The following is an 18,960-nucleotide window of genomic DNA, read 5'->3' as shown; positions in this document are numbered from 1 at the left end:
TGTGAATGGAAAAAAATATGTCTTCTCTACCTCAATGCCCTAAATGTAATTCAGAATATACGTATGAAGATGGAAATCAATTAATTTGTCCGGAATGTTCCTATGAATGGGCAAAGGATGGATCCGAAGAACAAAGCCAGGACGATCAACGAGTAATTAAAGATGCAAATGGTCAGGTTCTGCAAGATGGTGATACGGTTACAGTGATTAAAGATCTAAAAATTAAAGGCTCGTCCCAAGTAGTAAAAGTTGGCACTAAGGTAAAAAATATTCGCTTGGTTGAGGGGGATCATGATATTGATTGTAAAATTGATGGAATTGGTGCCATGAAATTAAAATCTCAATTTGTTAAAAAAGGATAAAGTATGTCTAAACCACTGCACATTACTTTTTTATTTTATGAAGGAATGACCGCTCTGGACGCCATTGGTCCCTATGAGGTACTTAGTCGTTTGCCAGAAGTGATTGTGCAGCGGGTTGCTCTAAATACTGGGCCGGTGCGTACTTGTTCTGGACTTACATTAATTGCTGAGCATGCATTAAAGGATATCTCAGAGACTGATATTGTGTTGATTCCTGGTGCTGGTAATGCCACTGCATTACGTGATTGTCCTGAGATTCTTAAATGGATCAAAATGATACATGAGCATACTTTATGGACTACCTCGGTATGTACTGGAAGTTTGATCCTAGGTGCAGCAGGAATTTTATCTGGAGTTAAAGCAACAACACATTGGGCAGTAATGAATCGATTAGAAAATTGGGGGGCTATACCCACGCATAAACGATTCGTAATAGATGGGAAAATCATTACTGCAGCTGGGGTTTCAGCGGGTATCGATATGGCTTTATTTCTTGCTGCAAAACTTACGGATGAACACGTAGCGCAAAGTTTACAGCTCGGTTTGGAATATGATCCCGAACCACCTTTTGATTCGGGATCACCCAATAAAGCGTCAAAAATTGTACTTCAATCGGTTCGTGAGCGTTTAAAATATAAATTCGAACCGGAATGATTAAGGCAATACATAGAATATCAAACAAATAAATCCGGCAAGACCCATTATTGGATGCACCAGCACTCCCAATTTTGGAATCTGTTTTCCTTTCTTCGCAAGAGCAACCAAGCTTAACCCACCTAATGCAGCAAGAATTAAAAGAATTAAGCTCGCGACAAGAAGCGTGGCTTTGCCAGTCATAAATGCAAACGTGTGAACGATGATAATAAGTAATCCTAAGGTTGCAAAAACTGCATGCAAATTCCTCACCGTTCTATTTATAGGTCTGTCTTGAAGTATTGCTGTAAACAGAAAAAAACCACACACTATTGCAAGAAGAAAAAGAACAATAGCAATTATTAACATATAATCTCCTGACTAATTTACATATTCACATTGTTGTTTTGCCTGGGTGCAGCGAAAAGGAACCCGGGATCTGCATTAGAAATACCTGGACTCCATTTCGCCGCACCCAGGTGAGAAATCTACTAAGGCGTCACATAATTTTCTTTTGATTTTGGAAGATTCAGTAGTTCAATTTCCAGTTGCTCTCCCAAAGTATCTTTTTTCATAGAAGGAGAAAAATTAATGATGGGTGCTGGATTTTTCAGAGCTTCAGCTAAACTAATAAACTTATATCCATTTTTTTGATACATTTCCAAAATATCTCCTAATAAATAACTATTAAGGAGGTTTGCATGAATTAATAATATTTGTTTGGCATTCTCACCCTTAGCATTTTTTTCCGCTCTTAATGTTTGTTTCCAGATATACGCTAGATATCGTGGCTTTATTTTTTGAATGTATTTTTCTCGAGAACGATAGGGGACTTTATAGAGCATTTCATTAAAGTCAAAATCTTTACTATCAATGGTTACAGGAGCAATGGTGTAATTATGTTCTTTTAGGTAATCTAATACTTTTTGTTTTTTATCATTTTTTCCTTCTGCGAGATAAGGATAGCGAAAATATTTAGGTTCAGTCATTATAGGCGTAAGAATCTTATCGGCACGAGACACATCAGCTATATATTTATCAGCGCTCAGCTGATTTAGATTATAATGTGAGTAAGTATGATTACCCAACATAAAGCCTGCTTTACGAAATTGTTCTAAGAAATCCCATTGTCCTTTTTCGATTGCTCCTGCAATCACAAAACCTGTGACTGGAACTTTGTATTTTTGGAATGTTTGCACAATTTGGGTAAACCGTTCGGTGGATCGTTGACGATTCCCTGGGGTATCCATTCTTGAGGCTACCAGGGGTAAATCATCCATGGTGATGGCAATTTCTTTATTATCTGCAAAACAAACTGAAGAAACCAATGTAATTAAAAATAAGAATAATTTAAGCATCGATAGTCCTTATCAGAATTCTAATAACCGGGGATGGTATCATAATTCGATGAATACGTTAAAAAAAGATTAACCCACTATAAATCCATACTTCCATAGTGCATTTTTAAAAATTTCGGCATCTATATACATTAAGCGCATATTCCTTATGCCTGAAAGGAAGTTTATGAGTTGGTACTTTTTGACATTGATCAAAATGTTGAGCTAAGCAAATCTTCCTATCATACTGATCAATATATATTATTTCTTTCAGTGTTTTATTTGCAATTTTTTTATTGATGTCTGCATTCCATAAAGCATATTGATTTTGAGGACTGTCACAACCCAAAGTATAAATAATGGGTTTGTTTTGCAGAAAAAAGAGCATGCGTGCTGCAAACCAACCTGAAGTAAAAATCGTATCCGGTAATTGGGGCTGTGTCGCATTAAATTTTTGGATTAAATTATAAAAAATAAGTTTTTTTGATTTGATAATATTAAATTTGGAGGTGTTATCTATAATCACGAACAAACTAATTATTGCGTAAAGTGCAGGTAATAGAATAGCAAATTTACGATAAGGGAATGTTGTAAGCCAATATCCCAATAAAATCGCACTACTGATTAAATAAGGAGTGAGCCAGAATTCCCGAATCCCAGCCTGGCTTGCGGTGTATAAGTAAAAACACAGAAAAGTAATACAAATAATACGGCATAATTTCACAATTAATGCATTTTTTTCATCTAGCTTTTGAGTTCTTACTAAAAATGGAGGAAGCAACATTATATTTAATGAAGGGACGAATAGGGTAAAAAAAGTTTCTATTGTATGAAAAAGAGGATTTACTTCTGGTTTAAGTGTATGGGTCGTTAACTGATAGATAAATGATTGCCAATGATTTTGATAGTTCCAGACAATCACAGGATTAAAAATAATAATGCTGAGAAGCGTAGCAAAATAAAAATGCTTCGATTTAAAGATGGAGCGATAAGTACTAAAAATTAAAAAAATAAGCAGAGAAAGGATTAAAACGATGCCACTATATTTGGATAACATCATCAGCCCTGCATTAATTCCAATTAAGTAGAGCTCTTTTATTCTATTGGTTTGAATAAATTTTATAGTATAGTAGACGGTTAATGACCAAAATAAAACAAGGGGCGTATCATAGGTCGTTTGTTTTAAAATATCCAAAGTGACCAGAGGGGAAAATAGCCACGATAACATTGCAACACAGCTTGCTTCGCAGGATAAAAAAAAGCGAGCACTTTTATAAATAATCCAACTCGTTAATGCAATGCATAGGATGCCTATAAAGCTCAGGGCAAATAGGTTATCTCCGAATAATGAAGTGGCAAACCTAATAAAATATGCAATCATGGGAGAGCCATCGTAATAGGATAATGCCAGGTGACGACTCCAATCCCAATAATAATACGTATCAAGCGATAATATATTAATAGGTGCCAACAGGAGTAAAATGATAAAATACAGAGTTACAAACAGATAAACGCGTCGCGAGCTAAAAAATTCCCACGAAATAATCCTATTATTTGCTCTTTTCCCTGATGGATATCCTTTTCCCAATGGCATTGATACTGTTTCTTGTCGATTCATTCTGATGACAATAATTATCTTTAATTACTAGGAACATATTGTTCTGCCCAGATATGACGAGAATAAGTATAGTAATTTAAAAGAGAAATTAAACCGATGCCGATACCCATTATTATATTTTCACGTAAGGGTCCAGCGCCAAAACAAAGCACTCCTAAGCGTAACCAATAACTTTGTAAGTTTATTATAAATATGGAATAAATAGCAAAAAGTAATAAACGCTTTATTTTTAATGGCCATGCTGATTTTTTTTTGACGCTAAAGGTGATTTTGCTATTTAAAACGAAATTATTGATGATTGCGGCGCATACTGCAATTTGTGAGGCGTCAAAAGGTGAGAATTGAAAATATTCGCGCAACACATTGTAGCTAATAAACTGTACTAAAATACCTAAAGAGCCTACGAGACACATTTTTAAATAACGTTTAATTTCATGATAACGTAAAGAAAAAACGACTCGCAGGGAATCGGCAATGCTGTTTTTAGGCAGCTTGCTGTATCCTTTATTTCTATCAATAAAATCAATAGGATATTCACGAATTTTTGCTTTGTTTTTATGTAAAAGCCACAATAATTGCATTTTATATGCATAGTGATTTGTAAGAAATTGATCAGGCAGAACTTTTAAAAGTTGCTGTCGGCGAGTGGCACGAAAACCACTAGTAAAATCCTTATATTTTGGTGTGAGTACAGATCGAGCAACATAATTACCTAAAACGGAAAAAAGTTTGCGATGTAATTCCCAATTACTCGGAATACTCCCGCCTTCAACATAACGACTTCCTAGCACACAATCACATGTTTGCAACATCTCTAACATAGGGTGAATATACTTGGGTTGATGGGAAAGATCCGCATCAAACTCAAAAACAATATCCGCATTCAAAACAGTTAATGCATAGTTCATGGCTTGCAAATAAGCAGAGCCCAGTCCAGATTTAGTTGGTTCATTTTGTAAATGTAATTTGGGGTAATTATTCTGTAGCAAAGTAACGACTTTTTTGGTGTTATCTGTAGAGGCGCTATCGAAAATTAAAACATGTATATCATACTGCTCAATTTGTTCTACTGATGCAAATACTTGTTCTATTGTTGATTGAATGACCAACGCTTCGTTATGCGTTGGAATAATAATAACCACTTTCTCTTTTTCTAAAGAATGCTTTTCAATGGAATCAGAGGAATTACTTGCATCAGTCAACTTTATCTCGGGATTATGGTTATTTGGGGTGTGAGTTTATCAATTAGTTTTTATAAAAAAAAGAGGGGGAGGCTTTGTACTTAAATTATCCTTAAATTTTGAATTTGGATCATTTTTTTATTTTAACTATTTTTTTGCAGAAACTTAACAGTATTGATTTAATCGGTTTTCAATAACCCATAGTACAATTGAGCAATTCTTCACACTTTATTTCAAAGAGTTCTTTTATGGGAAAATCAAAAATTGGTCTCATAAAGCATACTTTTTTTAATAATTCATTAAAACCAAGTGATTTTTCCTTTAAAGAAGACGGGTTTCACTTGGCTCAATTAAAGGAGGAGTTTTTAACGTTAAATCAAGTAATTATATCGAATAGGTCCTCCTGGTCAGAAGAGAGTGCCACCGTCCATTATCTGTATTTTTTATGTGATTTGCTGATTTCCTATTATCAGGTTGATTTTGTAGATTCTGATTTAAGAACGTTAAAACAACTTCGTCAGAGAATAGAGGCTTTTTACAATATAGACCGCGTACCAAAAAAGAAAAAAATAATTGATAGTTTCCCTAAATTTCTAACAGAAGGCATACAAACAAGCATTTTAGATTATCTTTCTTCTTTTATTCGTATTTCCAAGCTACGTCAAAATGTCGGTACCTTAAATACCCGGCGTTCTCAATTTTCTTACAGCCGTGGTCTTGCAAATTATGTAATTATTTATCTTCAAAAGAGTTCTGTATCCGAATTGATTCAAGAGATTAATAAAATTCTAGGTAATCAATACAGCTTTATCGAAGGTCTTAATTTCTTAAATAACTCACGCAAAGCCATTACGGATCTGGGTATTTTACTCTATACGTTGCGTTTCCTGATTAATTTACTCTTACTACTTAAGCATATCATTCAAGCTGCAACCAAGGAGGAATTATCGACAAAGAAAGTACTCGAACACGAAATGGAAAAGCGTGGTTTTATTATGGCGAGCGACTTGGTATGGGCTGTAGTAGGTTTGTTAACAACGTATAATAACTTTTTTCATATTGCGGATGCTGCTGTTCCACTAATCACAGTTGCCTTCCTGACGTTCGATACGCTATTGTTTTTAGCTCAGTGGCTTTTTGAAGCCAGTAAATATCACGATCACGTGCGAGAATTGCAGGCCCAATTAAAGGATGCAACCCTGTTTGAACGAAAAGTCATCCAGCGCCAAATTGATGTGGTCAATGATGAATGGGAAACCCAGTGCGCCTATTTTGCAATTAATATACTAGGAGCAAATCTACTCGCCACCTGTTTCGCAATCAGTATGCTATGTACCGGTCCACTTGCTTTAGCCGGGCTAGCATTATTCAGTATGCTAGGTAATGCTTTGTATAACACCTCCGAAGAATATAAAAAATATCAAAAAACCTCTATTGCAATACGACGTGAATTAGCAAATGGAGCTCGAGTAGACGATGAGCAACACCGCCAAATCCTCAATAATCTCAATGATGAATGCAGCAAAAATTACTATGAATTTTGGAAAAGCTTAGCATTCAATGTGGGGGGAATTACATTTCTTATTACTGCGGCCGTGGCTTCCTGGCCAATTGCTTTGGGAGTAACGCTTATTTATGTAGGGTATCGATTAAAGGATGCTTATCAAAAACAACTCCATCCCCAGGAGGAGACCTCTCAGGATGTTTATCGTATTTTAGATCTCGACTCCCAGCAATCAGAAGGAATTTCAGAGTTTGCCTATAATTAATCATGACAATACCTAGGTTCTGATCGTTATTGATAAGTATTGACGCATAGCGGAGTAAAACCAATTAATAAAGGCAAATTATTTTATTCCTTTGGAGCTAAGGATGTTTGTACTACTTCAATTCCTTATTACCCATTTCAAGCTACACCTTTTGCTTAGCCGATATTTAAATTAATCCAGAATTTATAAAAAATATACAAATTGTTAATAATTACTTAATGTGGATAAATTATAATCACTTGCTGTGGGGTACAATTAATAAAGAGTTCTCATTATGAAAAATGACGAAAAGAATCTTAGCCGAATGCCAAAAAGGCACCGAAAAAGACACCGAAAAGTTCAAATCGAAGAGTACGCACCTGATGTGGAGTATGAACGAGAAAAATTATTGATAGAGGAAGGAAAGGCATTGGCCGAACTGGCTAAACCGCAGGAAAAAATCTATCGCTGTGTAGAAATAAATGAAAAAGCCAAATCTTTATTTAATAAACTTAATGCCATTACTGCTCATTTACAGGAACAAATGGAAGCTCTAGAACATCGTCTAGAAGAGTCAATGCCCAGGAGCGCGCGTATTCTCTTACTTGAGAAATATAACAAACTGATGAAAGCAGGTATTGAAAACATAGGCCAGGTTGAAACGGATCTTTCAGCTATTGAAAAGGATTTGTTTCCTAAACTAGACTACAAAATACATGGTGGACTTTTTGCAAGAAATAAAAGCGCCGTTGCCGAGCTCTATGCCAGATTAAAACAACGTAGCTTTCAAATCCAATATAAATTAGAGGGTTTGGATCCTCAGCTAAAAAATATGATCATTTTGGATTTGGAGCGGTTGAATAAACTTCTCTCTGAAATTGAATTAATCAGTGAAAAAACAAGCCAAATCTATGCAAATTTACAAAGTGGACGAATTGATGCTGATTTATATTCGGCGATGGCTAACCAATTATATGAGATTAATGAGAAAAAATTTGAATTTGAACAGGTTTGTAAGCTAATTGAAGACAAAGTAGAACTGTCAAAACTGGATAAGGAGATTGCCCAACAGGTGGAGGAGCTTAAGGCGCTCAATAATGGATGGTCCTCTATAAAAAATATTATTGATGCAGCTTATTTTAATCCGCAAAGGGGAAAAGCTGATTTAGCGACCCAATTAAAATTGGTTAATTTTAGTTTCAACGCCGCTGATTATGAGCCAAAACTATGCACTTCCTCTATGGAATGGGACGATGATCTGACCACCAGAGAGGCAATGATAATAGAGAGACAAAATATAATTGCTCAATTAAGCGAAAAACGGAAGGATTTTGAGCAAGTCAAATGCATAATCGCAACTCATCAGCAAACTATCAAAGATTTAGTTGCAAAAGATTTAGAGTTTTGTGTAAAAAGAGTTAATCTCTATGAAGCATTAACAAAGGCCCCACATGATTTTTACCGACGATTTGATAATTATCAAAAAGTGCTTGAATATGACTTCAATAAAGGATTAGATAATCCATTGGCACAATGGCATCTATATAGATTGTTAAGTTATACTTTAGGTTATTTAGCCCTTTTCCCGGATAACTGCACTATTGTCCGCAATGTGAAGAATGCAAGTACCGATCTTAAAAAATTAAAAGAACAATTTGAAACCGATTTTCCCCAATTAACGGTTAAAGGCGCCTTTTTTAATTATAAAAAAAAATCATATCTTCTCTCTGATTCTCTTAGAGAAAAAATAGATAATTATATCTTGGCACATGCAAAAATTACTGATGCTTTTGAAACGGGTGAGAAATGGGCCAGTTACGCGGAGGCTGTTGATTTTCAACGTGAATTAGAGCTTCTTAAGACCAGCAAAACTGCAATCGAGCAATATATTGTTGCGTATGAATCAGATCAAGTAAAGAATAGGAGCGAGCTTTTAGATATAAAAATCCAACTTTCAAAATTATTTCCTAAACTTAGCGTACAAAATTCGGCATTAGAATATCAAGGTGAACTTTATACTTTGGATGTTACAACTGCAAAATTGGTTGAAGAATATAATCGTGTTCTTAAAGAATTAAAAAGTGCCCTGAATGATAAAGACTTTTCATTAGATCCCATTTCAGTTAACGATAAAAAAGAACAATTTGCTGTTTTAAAAAATACTCAAAAACTTATTATTTCTTTCTTGAAAGAGCAAAAACAAAACAGGCTCGAACTTTTAGAGATAAAAAAACAGTTTGCTAACCACACACAGTTTTCTGTAGAGAAGAGAACTCTTTTACATCAAGAAAATACTTATACTCTGGATCTCTTTACTGAACAGAAAGTGGAACACTATAATATTCTTCATACTAGATTAACCTCAAAGTTTAGGAATCCATTTTCTACAGAATCAATCTCTTCAAAAGTAATATCTCTGGAATCTTTAGAGCATATAAAAAGGGATTTTGATCAGTTAAAAGAAGATAAAACAGCTATTTATCAATTTATTAAAAAGCAAATAGACTTTAGTGTTTTAATACGTGATTTCTCAAAGTATTCTCTTCTTACTCTCAATGAAAAAGGAGAATTGGTCCATAAAGGGAAAACTTATCTTCTCAATGCAGAGATCCAAAAACAAGTCCAAGATTATAATAAGACCTATACTCAACTCACGATGGCTTGTCAGAGCAGCGAAAATATAGAGAATGCAACCGAATTATTTAAAGAGTTGCAGCAAAAAGAAAGTCCTTTTAAGAAAATTGATGAGTTTGGCAAATTAATGGATTTGTTGCAAAAACAAAGGGAACTCGTACAGAAAAAAAAGAGTTTTGTTAATCAAATTCAAGACAGTATAGATAAAGAAATAAAACGAGAAAATTGTACCGAAGGTTCGGAACAGAGTAAAATAAATGATATATTGTCAAGCTTACTTACTCCATTCAGAGAGTACTCTGCACAAATTGAGCAATTAGAAAGAAAAATTAAAACAAATCAAGAAGATCTGCGTTTAGACAATCTGGATAATTCAAAAGAACAAATACAAACAATTGCCGTCGATAACCAAAAAAACACTGATGCTTTAATTGAGAGGCTCAAAGGGAAATTCATTGAAGATCTTCCCACGCTTTCTTCTGGAAAATATCTCAATCAATTCATGGAGTGGATAGATAAAAAAATTATTGCGCCGCTTTATGAGGTCTATTATAAAAAAGAAAAACCTTATCGACCTGGATTGTTTGCTACCTCTGCGGAGGTGAATCTTTTTGCATTCCGCCAACAAATCCTTCCTAATTTAGAAGTTACCCAGAAGGAGACACATGAGGCAGCAAAAGCGGCGACAGCAGCTTGAGACAGGTTTTTATTTAGCTCATATTTTTTAACATCTTTTGCAATTATGAGCCATTATTCATGCACCTCAAATAAAATAAGGAAATCATTATGTCACAAAATTCTATGGGTCAATTTTGTTGGAATGAATTAGCTACTGCGGATGTAAACAAAGCGAAAGAGTTTTATAGCAAAGTACTGGGCTGGCAATTCAAAGAAATACATTCTGGTGAAATGACATATACCCTAATTCAAGCCAACGATAAAGAATTTGCAGGTATATGGCAAATTCCTGCAAATCAACAAAATGAAATTCCTCCTCACTGGATGGCGTATATTTTAGTAAATAATGTTGCTGATACTTTAGCAAAAGCAAAACAGAATGGAGCTCAAGAAATTAAAGGGGTGACCCATGTTGGAGATATGGGACTCTTTGCGATTATTAAAGATCCGACAGGGGCTCATATTGCATTCTGGGAAACAAAGTAACATGGCTTATGTAGCCTGACTGCAGCGAAGAGGACAGGAAGTTTATCCTCCCCGCTTCGCTATGCCTGGCCACAGATCTACGAGTTTTTTATATTACTTTCACTCTTTTGATTGAGCTTCTGCCAAAGCTCATATACTTTGATTGCATCAGGATGAGCATGGTAGGACATGGGTAAATTTCTTTCTTGCCAAGGCTTGGCAAATTCATCATAAAAATTCTCTAATGTAAAATATTTGCGATCATCAATATAATATTTTTTATAATCATCTCTTAATGTAATAAAGGTTACTTTTAAAGGGCTGCAATAATACATTGCGGCCAAACACATAGGACAAGGATGGGCTAAAATATAAAACTCACAGTTAAAAAGGTGTTCCGTATGCAGTTTCGCGGTAGCTTTTCTTATTGCGACAATTTCTGCATGGGCAGTAGGGTCGTTCGTTTGGGCTACCAGATTTGTTCCTTCCGCAATGATTTTACCGTTTTCTGCAATTAAACAAGCAAAGGGTCTCCCACCTTGTTTTACATTCTCATTAGCCAGTTCGATGGTCTTTTTAATAAAATCCATTTTAGGTCCTTTGAATTCAAGATTATTAAAAGTATAGAATAAGTTATCTTGTCAGCTCTAATACTTAATCCAATCTTGCTCAGGAGAGTTATTTATTGGCAATAGTTCATAAGTTTTGAAGATATTTCCGTCTTGAGATAAAAGAATGGCTATAGGTCTGGTTTTTTCAAAGTGAGCAAAGATTATCATCATCATAACGGTGATGGGTACGGAGAGAAACATTCCTAATATTCCCCATATTGCGCCCCAAACTGCTAATGCAATTAAGATAACCAATGGACTTAAATTTAATGAATTACTTAAAAAACGGGGTTCAATCAAATTTCCAACAATAAATTGGATGGTTCCTAAACCCAGAGTGATTTCAGCAAAAGGAATCCAACTGGCAAACTGAACCAGAGCCAGAGAAGCAGGAAAAGCAATCGCAATAATGGCTCCAATATTGGGAATAAAATTAAGAAAAAAGATGAGAAGTGCCCAAAACTCTGCAAAATCCAATTTAACCCATTTCATAATTATCCAGCTGGAAAGTGCCGTAATAATACTCAAAATGGATTTGATCCCCAGATAGGTCTGAGTGTTATTCACAATATGGCTGATGATGTTGTTCACTATGAGACGACTTTCCAAAGAGGGGAACAGCGAATCGATTTTTTTTAGAAAAAAATGTTGTTCCACAAATAAAAAGGCAACATACAATAAAATGAGTACAGTAGAGCTTGCAAGTGTTGTGAATACTCCATATACACTGGTGAAAATCGTTTGGAAATTTAGACTTTTGATCATGCTGTTCATACTCGCTAATATTTGGATATGAAATTTTTGATCAATATTGTTAAAAATTGTTAATAAGTTTTCTTGATAGCGATTAGATGCCGCGATGACACTAGTGACATTATTAGTAATGATATTTATAAAAATTAAAAGAGATATTCCAAGTATGGCAAAGGCAAAAATCATACTGAGCCAACTGGGGACCTTGGGTATTCGTTGAATGATATTACTTATGGTATTAAGAAGATACCAAATGAAAACGGCGATCACGAATGGAATCAAAACATGACTTCCTATCACTAGGAAATAACCCACTATCCAGATGATAATTAATCCACAGGTAAAAAGAAGCATGCGACTCATTGATTCAATCCTAATAAATGAGTGAGCTTAGTAGATACGCCCCGGCGCATAATACACTTCCTTTTGAATTTCTAATTATTATACCAATAATAGCACTTATTGCAGGAGGATAATTTAATATGAAGAATTTATTTTGTGGAAACTGAATTTAATGTTATTGAGTAAGCTGCTTGAAATATAACCTGGAATGTGAGTCCCAGGTTATATATAAAATCCGTATTAGCTTAGTATGAAACCACATGGAAGATCTTCAGGACCTTCAATCGCTACGTTGGTGAGTGCTTGTTTTGTAGTGGTATATGCTTCATTCATATCTCTTTTCAAGCCAAGATCGTTTTTCTCTACTGTAAAATAGGGTTCGCCAAAATAATGCTCCAGAACGGCGTTAATAAATGCTTTGAGCTTATTCCCAACCCCTGTATGTGCCATCAAGGTAGGTTCCCAACTATAAATAGCAGAACGACACTCATTGGCAAATTCTTTGACACGATATTTATAATTAAGCAGTCGTATCCCATTATCATAATCTTCGTCAAACTTAGTCATTGTTGATTCGAGCTGAGCTCTCAATTGTCGTAACGCATTGAAAACATCGCTAGGAAGTGGTTTTTTTTTGTTTGCATCAATTTCCACATCTAACTGATTAATTAACTTTCTAACTGAAGTATAAATTTGAGGTTTATCTGTAACCAACCCCCCAAGATCTGCCGCTTTATTTTTAAAGAACTTCAAAAATGCCATATTATCAACCTCGCTCTCATTATAAAATTCAAGCTTTCTCTAAATGGTAGAGAAGGCAAGCGGCATCTTAGCACAACTAGATCACAAATTAATAGTGAAGTGCAAAATTAGATCTCTTTGGTTCAATTTTAATCCGCTTAAAATAAAAATCGAGATATAATCTTAGGTAGAGGCGGATTAGGCACCCCTTATATTGCGCGAGCAAGGCATGCTGGGTACTCACCCATCCTAATACGCTGCCCAGCCTGGATTCCTTTGACGTAGTTGGGTGCCGAAGGCTTCACTGCACCTGCATTCAGGCTACATTGGAAATTTGCTATTCTTAAGTCGAATAATTTCATCGCACATCTGCTGAATATTAAGCTCTTCCGTGTCAATACATAATTCACAATACTTCTGGAAGTTGAATCGCTTTAACCAATGAAGCGCCGAGCCTTTTAACCGATCACCTCGAGCGTCCTCTCTTTGTGCAATTACTGTTTCTGAGGCATAAAGATAAACAAATAAAATTCCAAAGGGTTCTAACGTTTTTTTGTAGGCATTAAATTCGTCTATAGTGGTAATAAAGGAGTCAACAATAATATTGAAGCCTTCCTCACCGAGGAGCTTCAAAACATTGGGTATCGTTAAATAGAGTTTTGAACACAATGCTCCCGGCACGATTTCATAAGTTCCATCAGTATGTTTTTGTGCATAACAAATATCATTAGGAACACATACTTGGGGATTATCTGGATGTAATCCATCAAATCTATCGCCCAGCATACCCAAATATCCATCCGTACTAAAACTGAGCCAACCCTCATCAAGTCTGCTTTGTAATTCTTGGCAAAGAGTTGACTTTCCTGAGGATGAAGTACCACAAACAATAATAATCATTTTTTACCTTGAAATAATAAGAAATATTAAGTTTTAATTGGTGCTAAAGTGAGTTCGTGATTTAATAAATAGATTAAGTTTAATGTTAAAAAAAAGTTTTGTGAAAGGGTATTAAAGACGAGTTAGTATAAGGGGAAATACATGACAAATAATGGTTCAATTAGCCCAGAAGATATTATACCCGATGGAGTAGATAACATATCCATCAACGGCACCCTTGTAAGAAAAGGTACGGTTGCTGCTTTTTTAGCAAATGCAAAGGTTCTTGAACACCAATACAGTACCGAAATACAAAAAAACGAAGCAATTAAAACCATGAAGGAATTAGCCCCAGCGATAATTGCTACGGGTTTACATCAACATGTAGTATTTAAAAATAAGGAAGTTGAGCAAATTCTTATTGATGCTGAGTAATAGAGATAAATACTTAAAAAGTAAGGGCGGAGGAGATCCTATACTCGAGTAATATCGCCTATACTATGTATTGAATTTGCTCATTTACTATTAATCTCATGAATTCACCAAACTATCAGAGCCTTGCTTGGGCCCATCCGCTTGTTCAGGATTGGTTTATCCAGAAAGTAGGACAACCTACCGAACCCCAGGAGCAAGGATGGCCTTTTATTTTGGCGGGTAATGATACCCTCATTTCATCGCCGACGGGCTCGGGAAAAACTCTGGCTGCATTTTTAGCATGCTTGGATAGTTTAGTGCGTAAGGCGGTATCCGGAAATTTACAGGATATGACTGAAGTCTTGTATGTTTCCCCTCTTAAAGCACTCAGTAACGATGTACAAAAAAACTTACTTATACCCCTAGAAGAAATTACTGAATTAGCCAAGGGAAGAGGAATGCCTATTCAGGAAATCCGTGTGGCCGTGAGAACTGGGGACACCCCTAGCAGTGAACGACAAAAAATGCTTAAGCAGCCACCGCATATTCTTATTACTACCCCAGAATCGTTTTATATTTTATTAACCGCCGAGAAAAGTCGTATTAATTTGGCAAGTATCCATACGGTGATTGTTGATGAAATACATGCTTTGGCCAACAACAAACGAGGTACACACTTAACTTTATCTCTTGAACGTTTGGAAGCACTCACCTTAAAACCCTTTATTCGTATTGGATTATCAGCAACACAAAAACCTTTGGAAAAAGTGGCCCATTTTTTAACGGGTGCTAAGAAAACTAAAGTAAAATTAGTCAACATAGGGCATGCACGTCAGCTGGATTTGCACGTTGTGGTACCAGACATCGAATTAGCTGCCGTTGCTTCCAATGAAATGTGGGATGAGATTTATGAAAAAATTGCTGCCTATGCCCGAAAACATCGTTCTACTTTGGTATTTGTCAATACGCGAAAATTGGCAGAACGGGTTGCTCATCATTTAGAACAACGTTTAGGTGAGCATAAGGTTTTAGCTCATCATGGTAGTTTATCGCGAAAATTAAGACTCGAAGCAGAAACAAAATTAAAAAATGGATCGCTCCAAGTATTAGTTGCTACTGCTTCTTTAGAACTGGGTATCGATATTGGAAGTATTGATCTGGTTTGCCAAATAGGTTCCCCGCGTGCAATTGCCACCGCATTACAACGCATTGGAAGGGCAGGGCACTGGCATGCTGCGATTTCTAAAGGACGTGTTTTTGCCACCACCCGCGATGAATTATTAGAATGTGCTGCACTGGTCTACGCAATACGACAAGGAGATTTGGATCAGCTAATCATTCCAAAAGAGCCACTCGATATCTTGGCGCAACAAATTGTGGCCGCTTGTGCTACTCAGGATTGGGAAGAAAAATCGCTCTTTAACTATTTTAAAAACGCCTACCCTTATCATCATTTAACATGGGAAAAGTTTGAAGAAATTCTTACGATGTTATCCGAAGGAATCGCGGGTTCTCGAGGACGTTATGGTGCTTATATCCACAGAGATCAAGTCAATCATATGATTAAAGCACGACGAGGAAGTCGACTTGCTGCGATTACTAGTGGGGGTGCTATTCCTGACAATGGATTATTTACGGTTATTGCGATGCCTGACAACGCAATGGTGGGCACTTTAGATGAAGATTTTGCGGTAGAAAGTAACCGTGGGGATATTTTTTTATTAGGGACTAACTCGTGGAGAGTACTTCGTATCGAAAATGGGCGCGTACTTGTGGAAGATGCACATGGAGCGCCGCCAAGCGTACCTTTTTGGTTGGGGGAAGCACCTGCACGGAGTATTGAATTATCACTACAAGTTTCGCAGATGCGCGAAAAAATCAATGAACTATTGCCAGAAAAAAGTCCGCAAATTGTTGATATAAAAAATTATCCTGAAATTAAATCTGCGATTGAATGGTTAATCAATCATTGTGGACTGGATAATTCCGCTGCGGAACAGTTGCTTGAATATATTCGTTTAGGTCGACAAATTTTGGGAGCCGTTCCAACCCAAAAAACAGTAATTGCAGAGCGTTTTTTTGATGAAAGTGGGGGAATGCAACTAATAATTCATGCACCTTTTGGTGCGCGTATCAATAAAGCTTGGGGATTAGCTCTACGCAAGAAATTTTGTCGATCCTTTAATTTTGAATTACAGGCAGCGGCAACCGATAATGGGTTAAATATTTCTTTGGCAGAACAACATAGTTTTCCTTTATCTGATGTGTTTCATTTCTTGCATACCAACACGTTAAAAGAAGTTGTGACTCAAGCAGTTTTACAATCCCCATTATTGGGCATGCGATTTCGCGCAGTGGCTTCCCGTTCTTTAGCACTATTACGTTTTCGGGGGGGTAAAAAAATTCCTCCAAACATCCAACGTATGTTAGCAGATGATTTATTGGCCGCTGTTTTTCCCGATGCTGCGGCCTGTCAGGATAATTTGGGTGGACTTGATGTTATTTTACCTGAGCATCCACTGATTGAAGAGACCATGAAAGATATTTTAACGGAAGCTTTAGATATTGATGGATTTGCTGAGGTGATCCATGCTATTGAGTCCAAGAATATCGCTTGTCTTGCAGTGGATACCCCCGTTCCTTCGGTATTTTCCCATGAAATTTTAAATGCTAATCCCTACGCATTTTTAGATGATGCTCCTTTAGAAGAACGACGTTCGCGCGCAGTCGAAATGCGCCGAGTACTTCCCGAATCACTTTTGGAGGAGGTGGGTAAACTCGATCCTAAAGCCATTTCTGAGGTACAAGAACAAGCGTGGCCAGATATTCGCTCTGCAGATGAATTACATGATATCTTACAAGCGGTAATTCTGTTTCCTGAAACCATTCAATTGTCTGAGTACCAATCTACTTTGCCCGCATGGAAACATTATTTTATTGAGTTACAGCACCAGGGAAGGGCTGCTTTAGCTTCAGTTGCCGGTAAAAACTATTACGTGCCAACGGAAAAAAAGAAAACTTTTCTTGGCATTTTCCCACAAGCAACATTTGCTAACGAAATTGCTGATATTGAGCATAAACCCAGCTCACAAGATGAGGGCATTTTAAATACTCTACGCGGTTGGCTTTTACATACAGGTCCCATAACCCCAAAAATTCTTAGTGACTTTTTGCAGCTTTCTTCTTTGGATGTTGAACATGCTTTACTCAAATTGGAAGCCAGCGGATATCTATTACGGGGGAATTTTCGTGCAGAGCATGTTGGAGAAGTCGAATGGTGTGAGCGTCGTTTACTCGCACGTATTCACCGTTACACTACAGAATCCTTGCGCAAACAGATCAAACCCGTTACACGGGCACAATTTATGTCCTGGTTGTTGAAATGGCAACATGTGACAAAAGGAAATCAAATGCGTGGCGAGGTTGGATTATTAGAGGTTATCAAACAACTACAAGGTTTTGAACTTGCTGCAAATGCCTGGGAATCAGAGATCTTTCCTGCACGGGTGCACAATTACGATCTATTGATGCTGGATAAGCTCTGTATGAGTGGTCTGGTGGGATGGGGACGAATGTCTCCTCATCCTTCCATAGTGGTTAATGAAGAAGAAACAAAAAAATCAAGGCGCTTAACACCAACTCGAAATGCACCGATTACATTTTTTGTCCGCGAAGAAGCCGATTGGATTCCACCTCATGAACTTGTGGATAATATCGAAGAAGTAGATAGTTTGAGTCATCCTGCACGTAATATTTATCAATTCTTACAAAAATATGGTGCCTCATTTTATGCCGATATTGTGCGTGGCACGGGAAATTTAAAAGTGGAAGTAGAAAATGGGTTATGGGAGTTGGTTGCAGCGGGAATGGTCACCGCCGATAGCTTTGATAATGTACGTACTTTGCTGAGTACCAAACGTAAAAACAGCAGGAGACATCGTAGCAGACCACTATTTCCACTGAGTACAGGACGTTGGTCTTTGTTGCATGTTCACGCACAAGCGGATTATGAAAAGCGTGTGGAAGCTGCATGCTGGATGCTTTTGAAACGCTACGGTGTGATATTCCGTGATTTGCTCGTCCGTGAGAAAAATATTCCTCGCTGGCGAGATTTATTGATTTTTTTGCGACGTCTTGAATTACGTGGTGAGGTACGCGGAGGCCGTTTTGTTGACGGATTTTTAGGCGAACAATTTGCATTACCTTATGCGGTTGATTCCTTACGTGCTATGCGAAAAGAGGAACTTGATGGGGAACCCCAAATTATTTCGTCTGTGGATCCTCTAAATTTAGTAGGTATTGTATTGCCAGGTGATCGAATTTCTGCAGCAACAAAGTCAGAGATCCAATTAGTAGCTGGTCAAGTTTCTATGTAAATTGACTCCTCTTCAAATCCAGGTGAATTTTTTTGAGATTCTCTGCAAATAATTGAGAAAAATTCGGTACTATTAAACCGTTATAATGCTATAGATTTAAAATAAATTTTTTGTTATATATTTAGATAAAATGTCAATAATTTGAAACAATTGTCAGTCAAATTTTGTTTGTTTTACCTGTTAAGTGT

Annotated in this window: 15 protein-coding genes; 7 read left to right on the top strand and 8 right to left on the bottom strand. The window is 36.6% G+C overall.

From position 1 onward, the window contains the following. Window positions 1–17 precede the first annotated feature (17 nt). Together ACWTE2_RS27350 and ACWTE2_RS27345 are read left to right on the top strand one after the other, a co-directional pair. Complete coding sequence (locus ACWTE2_RS27350) at window positions 18–362, top strand: zinc ribbon domain-containing protein YjdM (protein WP_182392865.1); 345 nt, start codon at window positions 18–20, stop codon at window positions 360–362. A 3-nt stretch (window positions 363–365) separates the two neighbouring features. Then, window positions 366–1,016, top strand: a complete 651-nt coding sequence (locus ACWTE2_RS27345; protein WP_454785247.1) for a DJ-1/PfpI family protein — start codon at window positions 366–368, stop codon at window positions 1,014–1,016. On the opposite strand, the gene ACWTE2_RS27340 is transcribed toward ACWTE2_RS27345, so the two are convergent. From ACWTE2_RS27340 to ACWTE2_RS27325, 4 genes are all read right to left on the bottom strand, one after another. After that, window positions 1,017–1,364, bottom strand: a complete 348-nt coding sequence (locus ACWTE2_RS27340) for a hypothetical protein (protein WP_454785246.1) — start codon at window positions 1,362–1,364, stop codon at window positions 1,017–1,019. 122 nt (window positions 1,365–1,486) lie between these two features. Then, window positions 1,487–2,353, bottom strand: a complete 867-nt coding sequence (locus ACWTE2_RS27335; RefSeq protein WP_454785245.1) for a polysaccharide deacetylase family protein — start codon at window positions 2,351–2,353, stop codon at window positions 1,487–1,489. 106 nt (window positions 2,354–2,459) lie between these two features. Next, window positions 2,460–3,950: a glycosyltransferase family 39 protein gene (locus ACWTE2_RS27330; protein ID WP_454785244.1), complete on the bottom strand. Its 1,491-nt coding sequence runs from the start codon at window positions 3,948–3,950 to the stop codon at window positions 2,460–2,462. Between the two features lie 20 nt (window positions 3,951–3,970). Continuing rightward, the gene (locus ACWTE2_RS27325) at window positions 3,971–5,152 is read right to left on the bottom strand and encodes a glycosyltransferase family 2 protein (protein ID WP_454785243.1); all 1,182 of its coding nucleotides are present in this window, start codon (window positions 5,150–5,152) and stop codon (window positions 3,971–3,973) included. 227 nt (window positions 5,153–5,379) lie between these two features. Between ACWTE2_RS27325 and ACWTE2_RS27320 the strand changes: the two genes are divergently transcribed. From ACWTE2_RS27320 to ACWTE2_RS27310, 3 genes are all read left to right on the top strand, one after another. Further along, window positions 5,380–6,900, top strand: coding sequence for a hypothetical protein (locus ACWTE2_RS27320; protein ID WP_454785242.1), 1,521 nt, complete (start codon window positions 5,380–5,382; stop codon window positions 6,898–6,900). A 274-nt stretch (window positions 6,901–7,174) separates the two neighbouring features. Then, window positions 7,175–10,210 carry a coiled-coil domain-containing protein gene (locus tag ACWTE2_RS27315; protein WP_454785241.1) on the top strand — a complete coding sequence of 1,012 codons (3,036 nt, stop codon included), beginning with the start codon at window positions 7,175–7,177 and terminating at the stop codon, window positions 10,208–10,210. An 89-nt stretch (window positions 10,211–10,299) separates the two neighbouring features. Beyond that, a complete protein-coding gene (locus ACWTE2_RS27310; protein WP_454785240.1) occupies window positions 10,300–10,677 on the top strand; it encodes a VOC family protein in 378 nt (125 codons plus the stop codon). Window positions 10,678–10,754: 77 nt separating this feature from the next. On the opposite strand, the gene ACWTE2_RS27305 is transcribed toward ACWTE2_RS27310, so the two are convergent. The 4 genes from ACWTE2_RS27305 to ACWTE2_RS27290 form a co-directional block, all read right to left on the bottom strand. Next, window positions 10,755–11,246 carry a nucleoside deaminase gene (locus ACWTE2_RS27305; protein ID WP_454785239.1) on the bottom strand — a complete coding sequence of 164 codons (492 nt, stop codon included), beginning with the start codon at window positions 11,244–11,246 and terminating at the stop codon, window positions 10,755–10,757. A 57-nt stretch (window positions 11,247–11,303) separates the two neighbouring features. Continuing rightward, window positions 11,304–12,383 carry an AI-2E family transporter gene (locus tag ACWTE2_RS27300; protein ID WP_454785238.1) on the bottom strand — a complete coding sequence of 360 codons (1,080 nt, stop codon included), beginning with the start codon at window positions 12,381–12,383 and terminating at the stop codon, window positions 11,304–11,306. A gap of 219 nt (window positions 12,384–12,602) precedes the next feature. Beyond that, complete coding sequence (locus ACWTE2_RS27295) at window positions 12,603–13,124, bottom strand: hypothetical protein (protein WP_454785237.1); 522 nt, start codon at window positions 13,122–13,124, stop codon at window positions 12,603–12,605. A 300-nt stretch (window positions 13,125–13,424) separates the two neighbouring features. Beyond that, complete coding sequence (locus tag ACWTE2_RS27290; RefSeq protein ID WP_454785236.1) at window positions 13,425–14,003, bottom strand: phosphotransferase-like protein; 579 nt, start codon at window positions 14,001–14,003, stop codon at window positions 13,425–13,427. 141 nt (window positions 14,004–14,144) lie between these two features. On the opposite strand from ACWTE2_RS27290, the gene ACWTE2_RS27285 reads away from it, so the two are divergent. After that, a complete protein-coding gene (locus ACWTE2_RS27285; protein WP_454785235.1) occupies window positions 14,145–14,417 on the top strand; it encodes a hypothetical protein in 273 nt (90 codons plus the stop codon). Window positions 14,418–14,515: 98 nt separating this feature from the next. Further along, window positions 14,516–18,772: a DEAD/DEAH box helicase gene (locus tag ACWTE2_RS27280; RefSeq protein WP_454785234.1), complete on the top strand. Its 4,257-nt coding sequence runs from the start codon at window positions 14,516–14,518 to the stop codon at window positions 18,770–18,772. Window positions 18,773–18,960: the final 188 nt, after the last annotated feature.

Source organism: Legionella nigrisilvae, assembly GCF_977063395.2.
The sequence above is the reverse complement of the archived record's forward strand: the minus strand, read 5'-3'. Positions and strand labels throughout refer to the sequence as shown.

Excerpts from the sequence above, each read along its gene's own strand:
- ACWTE2_RS27310 (WP_454785240.1), top strand. The coding sequence starts at position 10,300 with ATGTCACAAAATTCTATGGGTCAATTTTGTTGGAATGAATTAGCTACT.
- ACWTE2_RS27345 (WP_454785247.1), top strand. The coding sequence starts at position 366 with ATGTCTAAACCACTGCACATTACTTTTTTATTTTATGAAGGAATGACC.
- ACWTE2_RS27340 (WP_454785246.1), bottom strand. The coding sequence starts at position 1,364 with ATGTTAATAATTGCTATTGTTCTTTTTCTTCTTGCAATAGTGTGTGGT.
- ACWTE2_RS27285 (WP_454785235.1), top strand. The coding sequence starts at position 14,145 with ATGACAAATAATGGTTCAATTAGCCCAGAAGATATTATACCCGATGGA.
- ACWTE2_RS27280 (WP_454785234.1), top strand. The coding sequence starts at position 14,516 with ATGAATTCACCAAACTATCAGAGCCTTGCTTGGGCCCATCCGCTTGTT.
- ACWTE2_RS27290 (WP_454785236.1), bottom strand. The coding sequence starts at position 14,003 with ATGATTATTATTGTTTGTGGTACTTCATCCTCAGGAAAGTCAACTCTT.
- ACWTE2_RS27335 (WP_454785245.1), bottom strand. The coding sequence starts at position 2,353 with ATGCTTAAATTATTCTTATTTTTAATTACATTGGTTTCTTCAGTTTGT.
- ACWTE2_RS27320 (WP_454785242.1), top strand. The coding sequence starts at position 5,380 with ATGGGAAAATCAAAAATTGGTCTCATAAAGCATACTTTTTTTAATAAT.
- ACWTE2_RS27305 (WP_454785239.1), bottom strand. The coding sequence starts at position 11,246 with ATGGATTTTATTAAAAAGACCATCGAACTGGCTAATGAGAATGTAAAA.
- ACWTE2_RS27350 (WP_182392865.1), top strand. The coding sequence starts at position 18 with ATGTCTTCTCTACCTCAATGCCCTAAATGTAATTCAGAATATACGTAT.
- ACWTE2_RS27300 (WP_454785238.1), bottom strand. The coding sequence starts at position 12,383 with ATGAGTCGCATGCTTCTTTTTACCTGTGGATTAATTATCATCTGGATA.
- ACWTE2_RS27330 (WP_454785244.1), bottom strand. The coding sequence starts at position 3,950 with ATGAATCGACAAGAAACAGTATCAATGCCATTGGGAAAAGGATATCCA.
- ACWTE2_RS27295 (WP_454785237.1), bottom strand. The coding sequence starts at position 13,124 with ATGGCATTTTTGAAGTTCTTTAAAAATAAAGCGGCAGATCTTGGGGGG.
- ACWTE2_RS27315 (WP_454785241.1), top strand. The coding sequence starts at position 7,175 with ATGAAAAATGACGAAAAGAATCTTAGCCGAATGCCAAAAAGGCACCGA.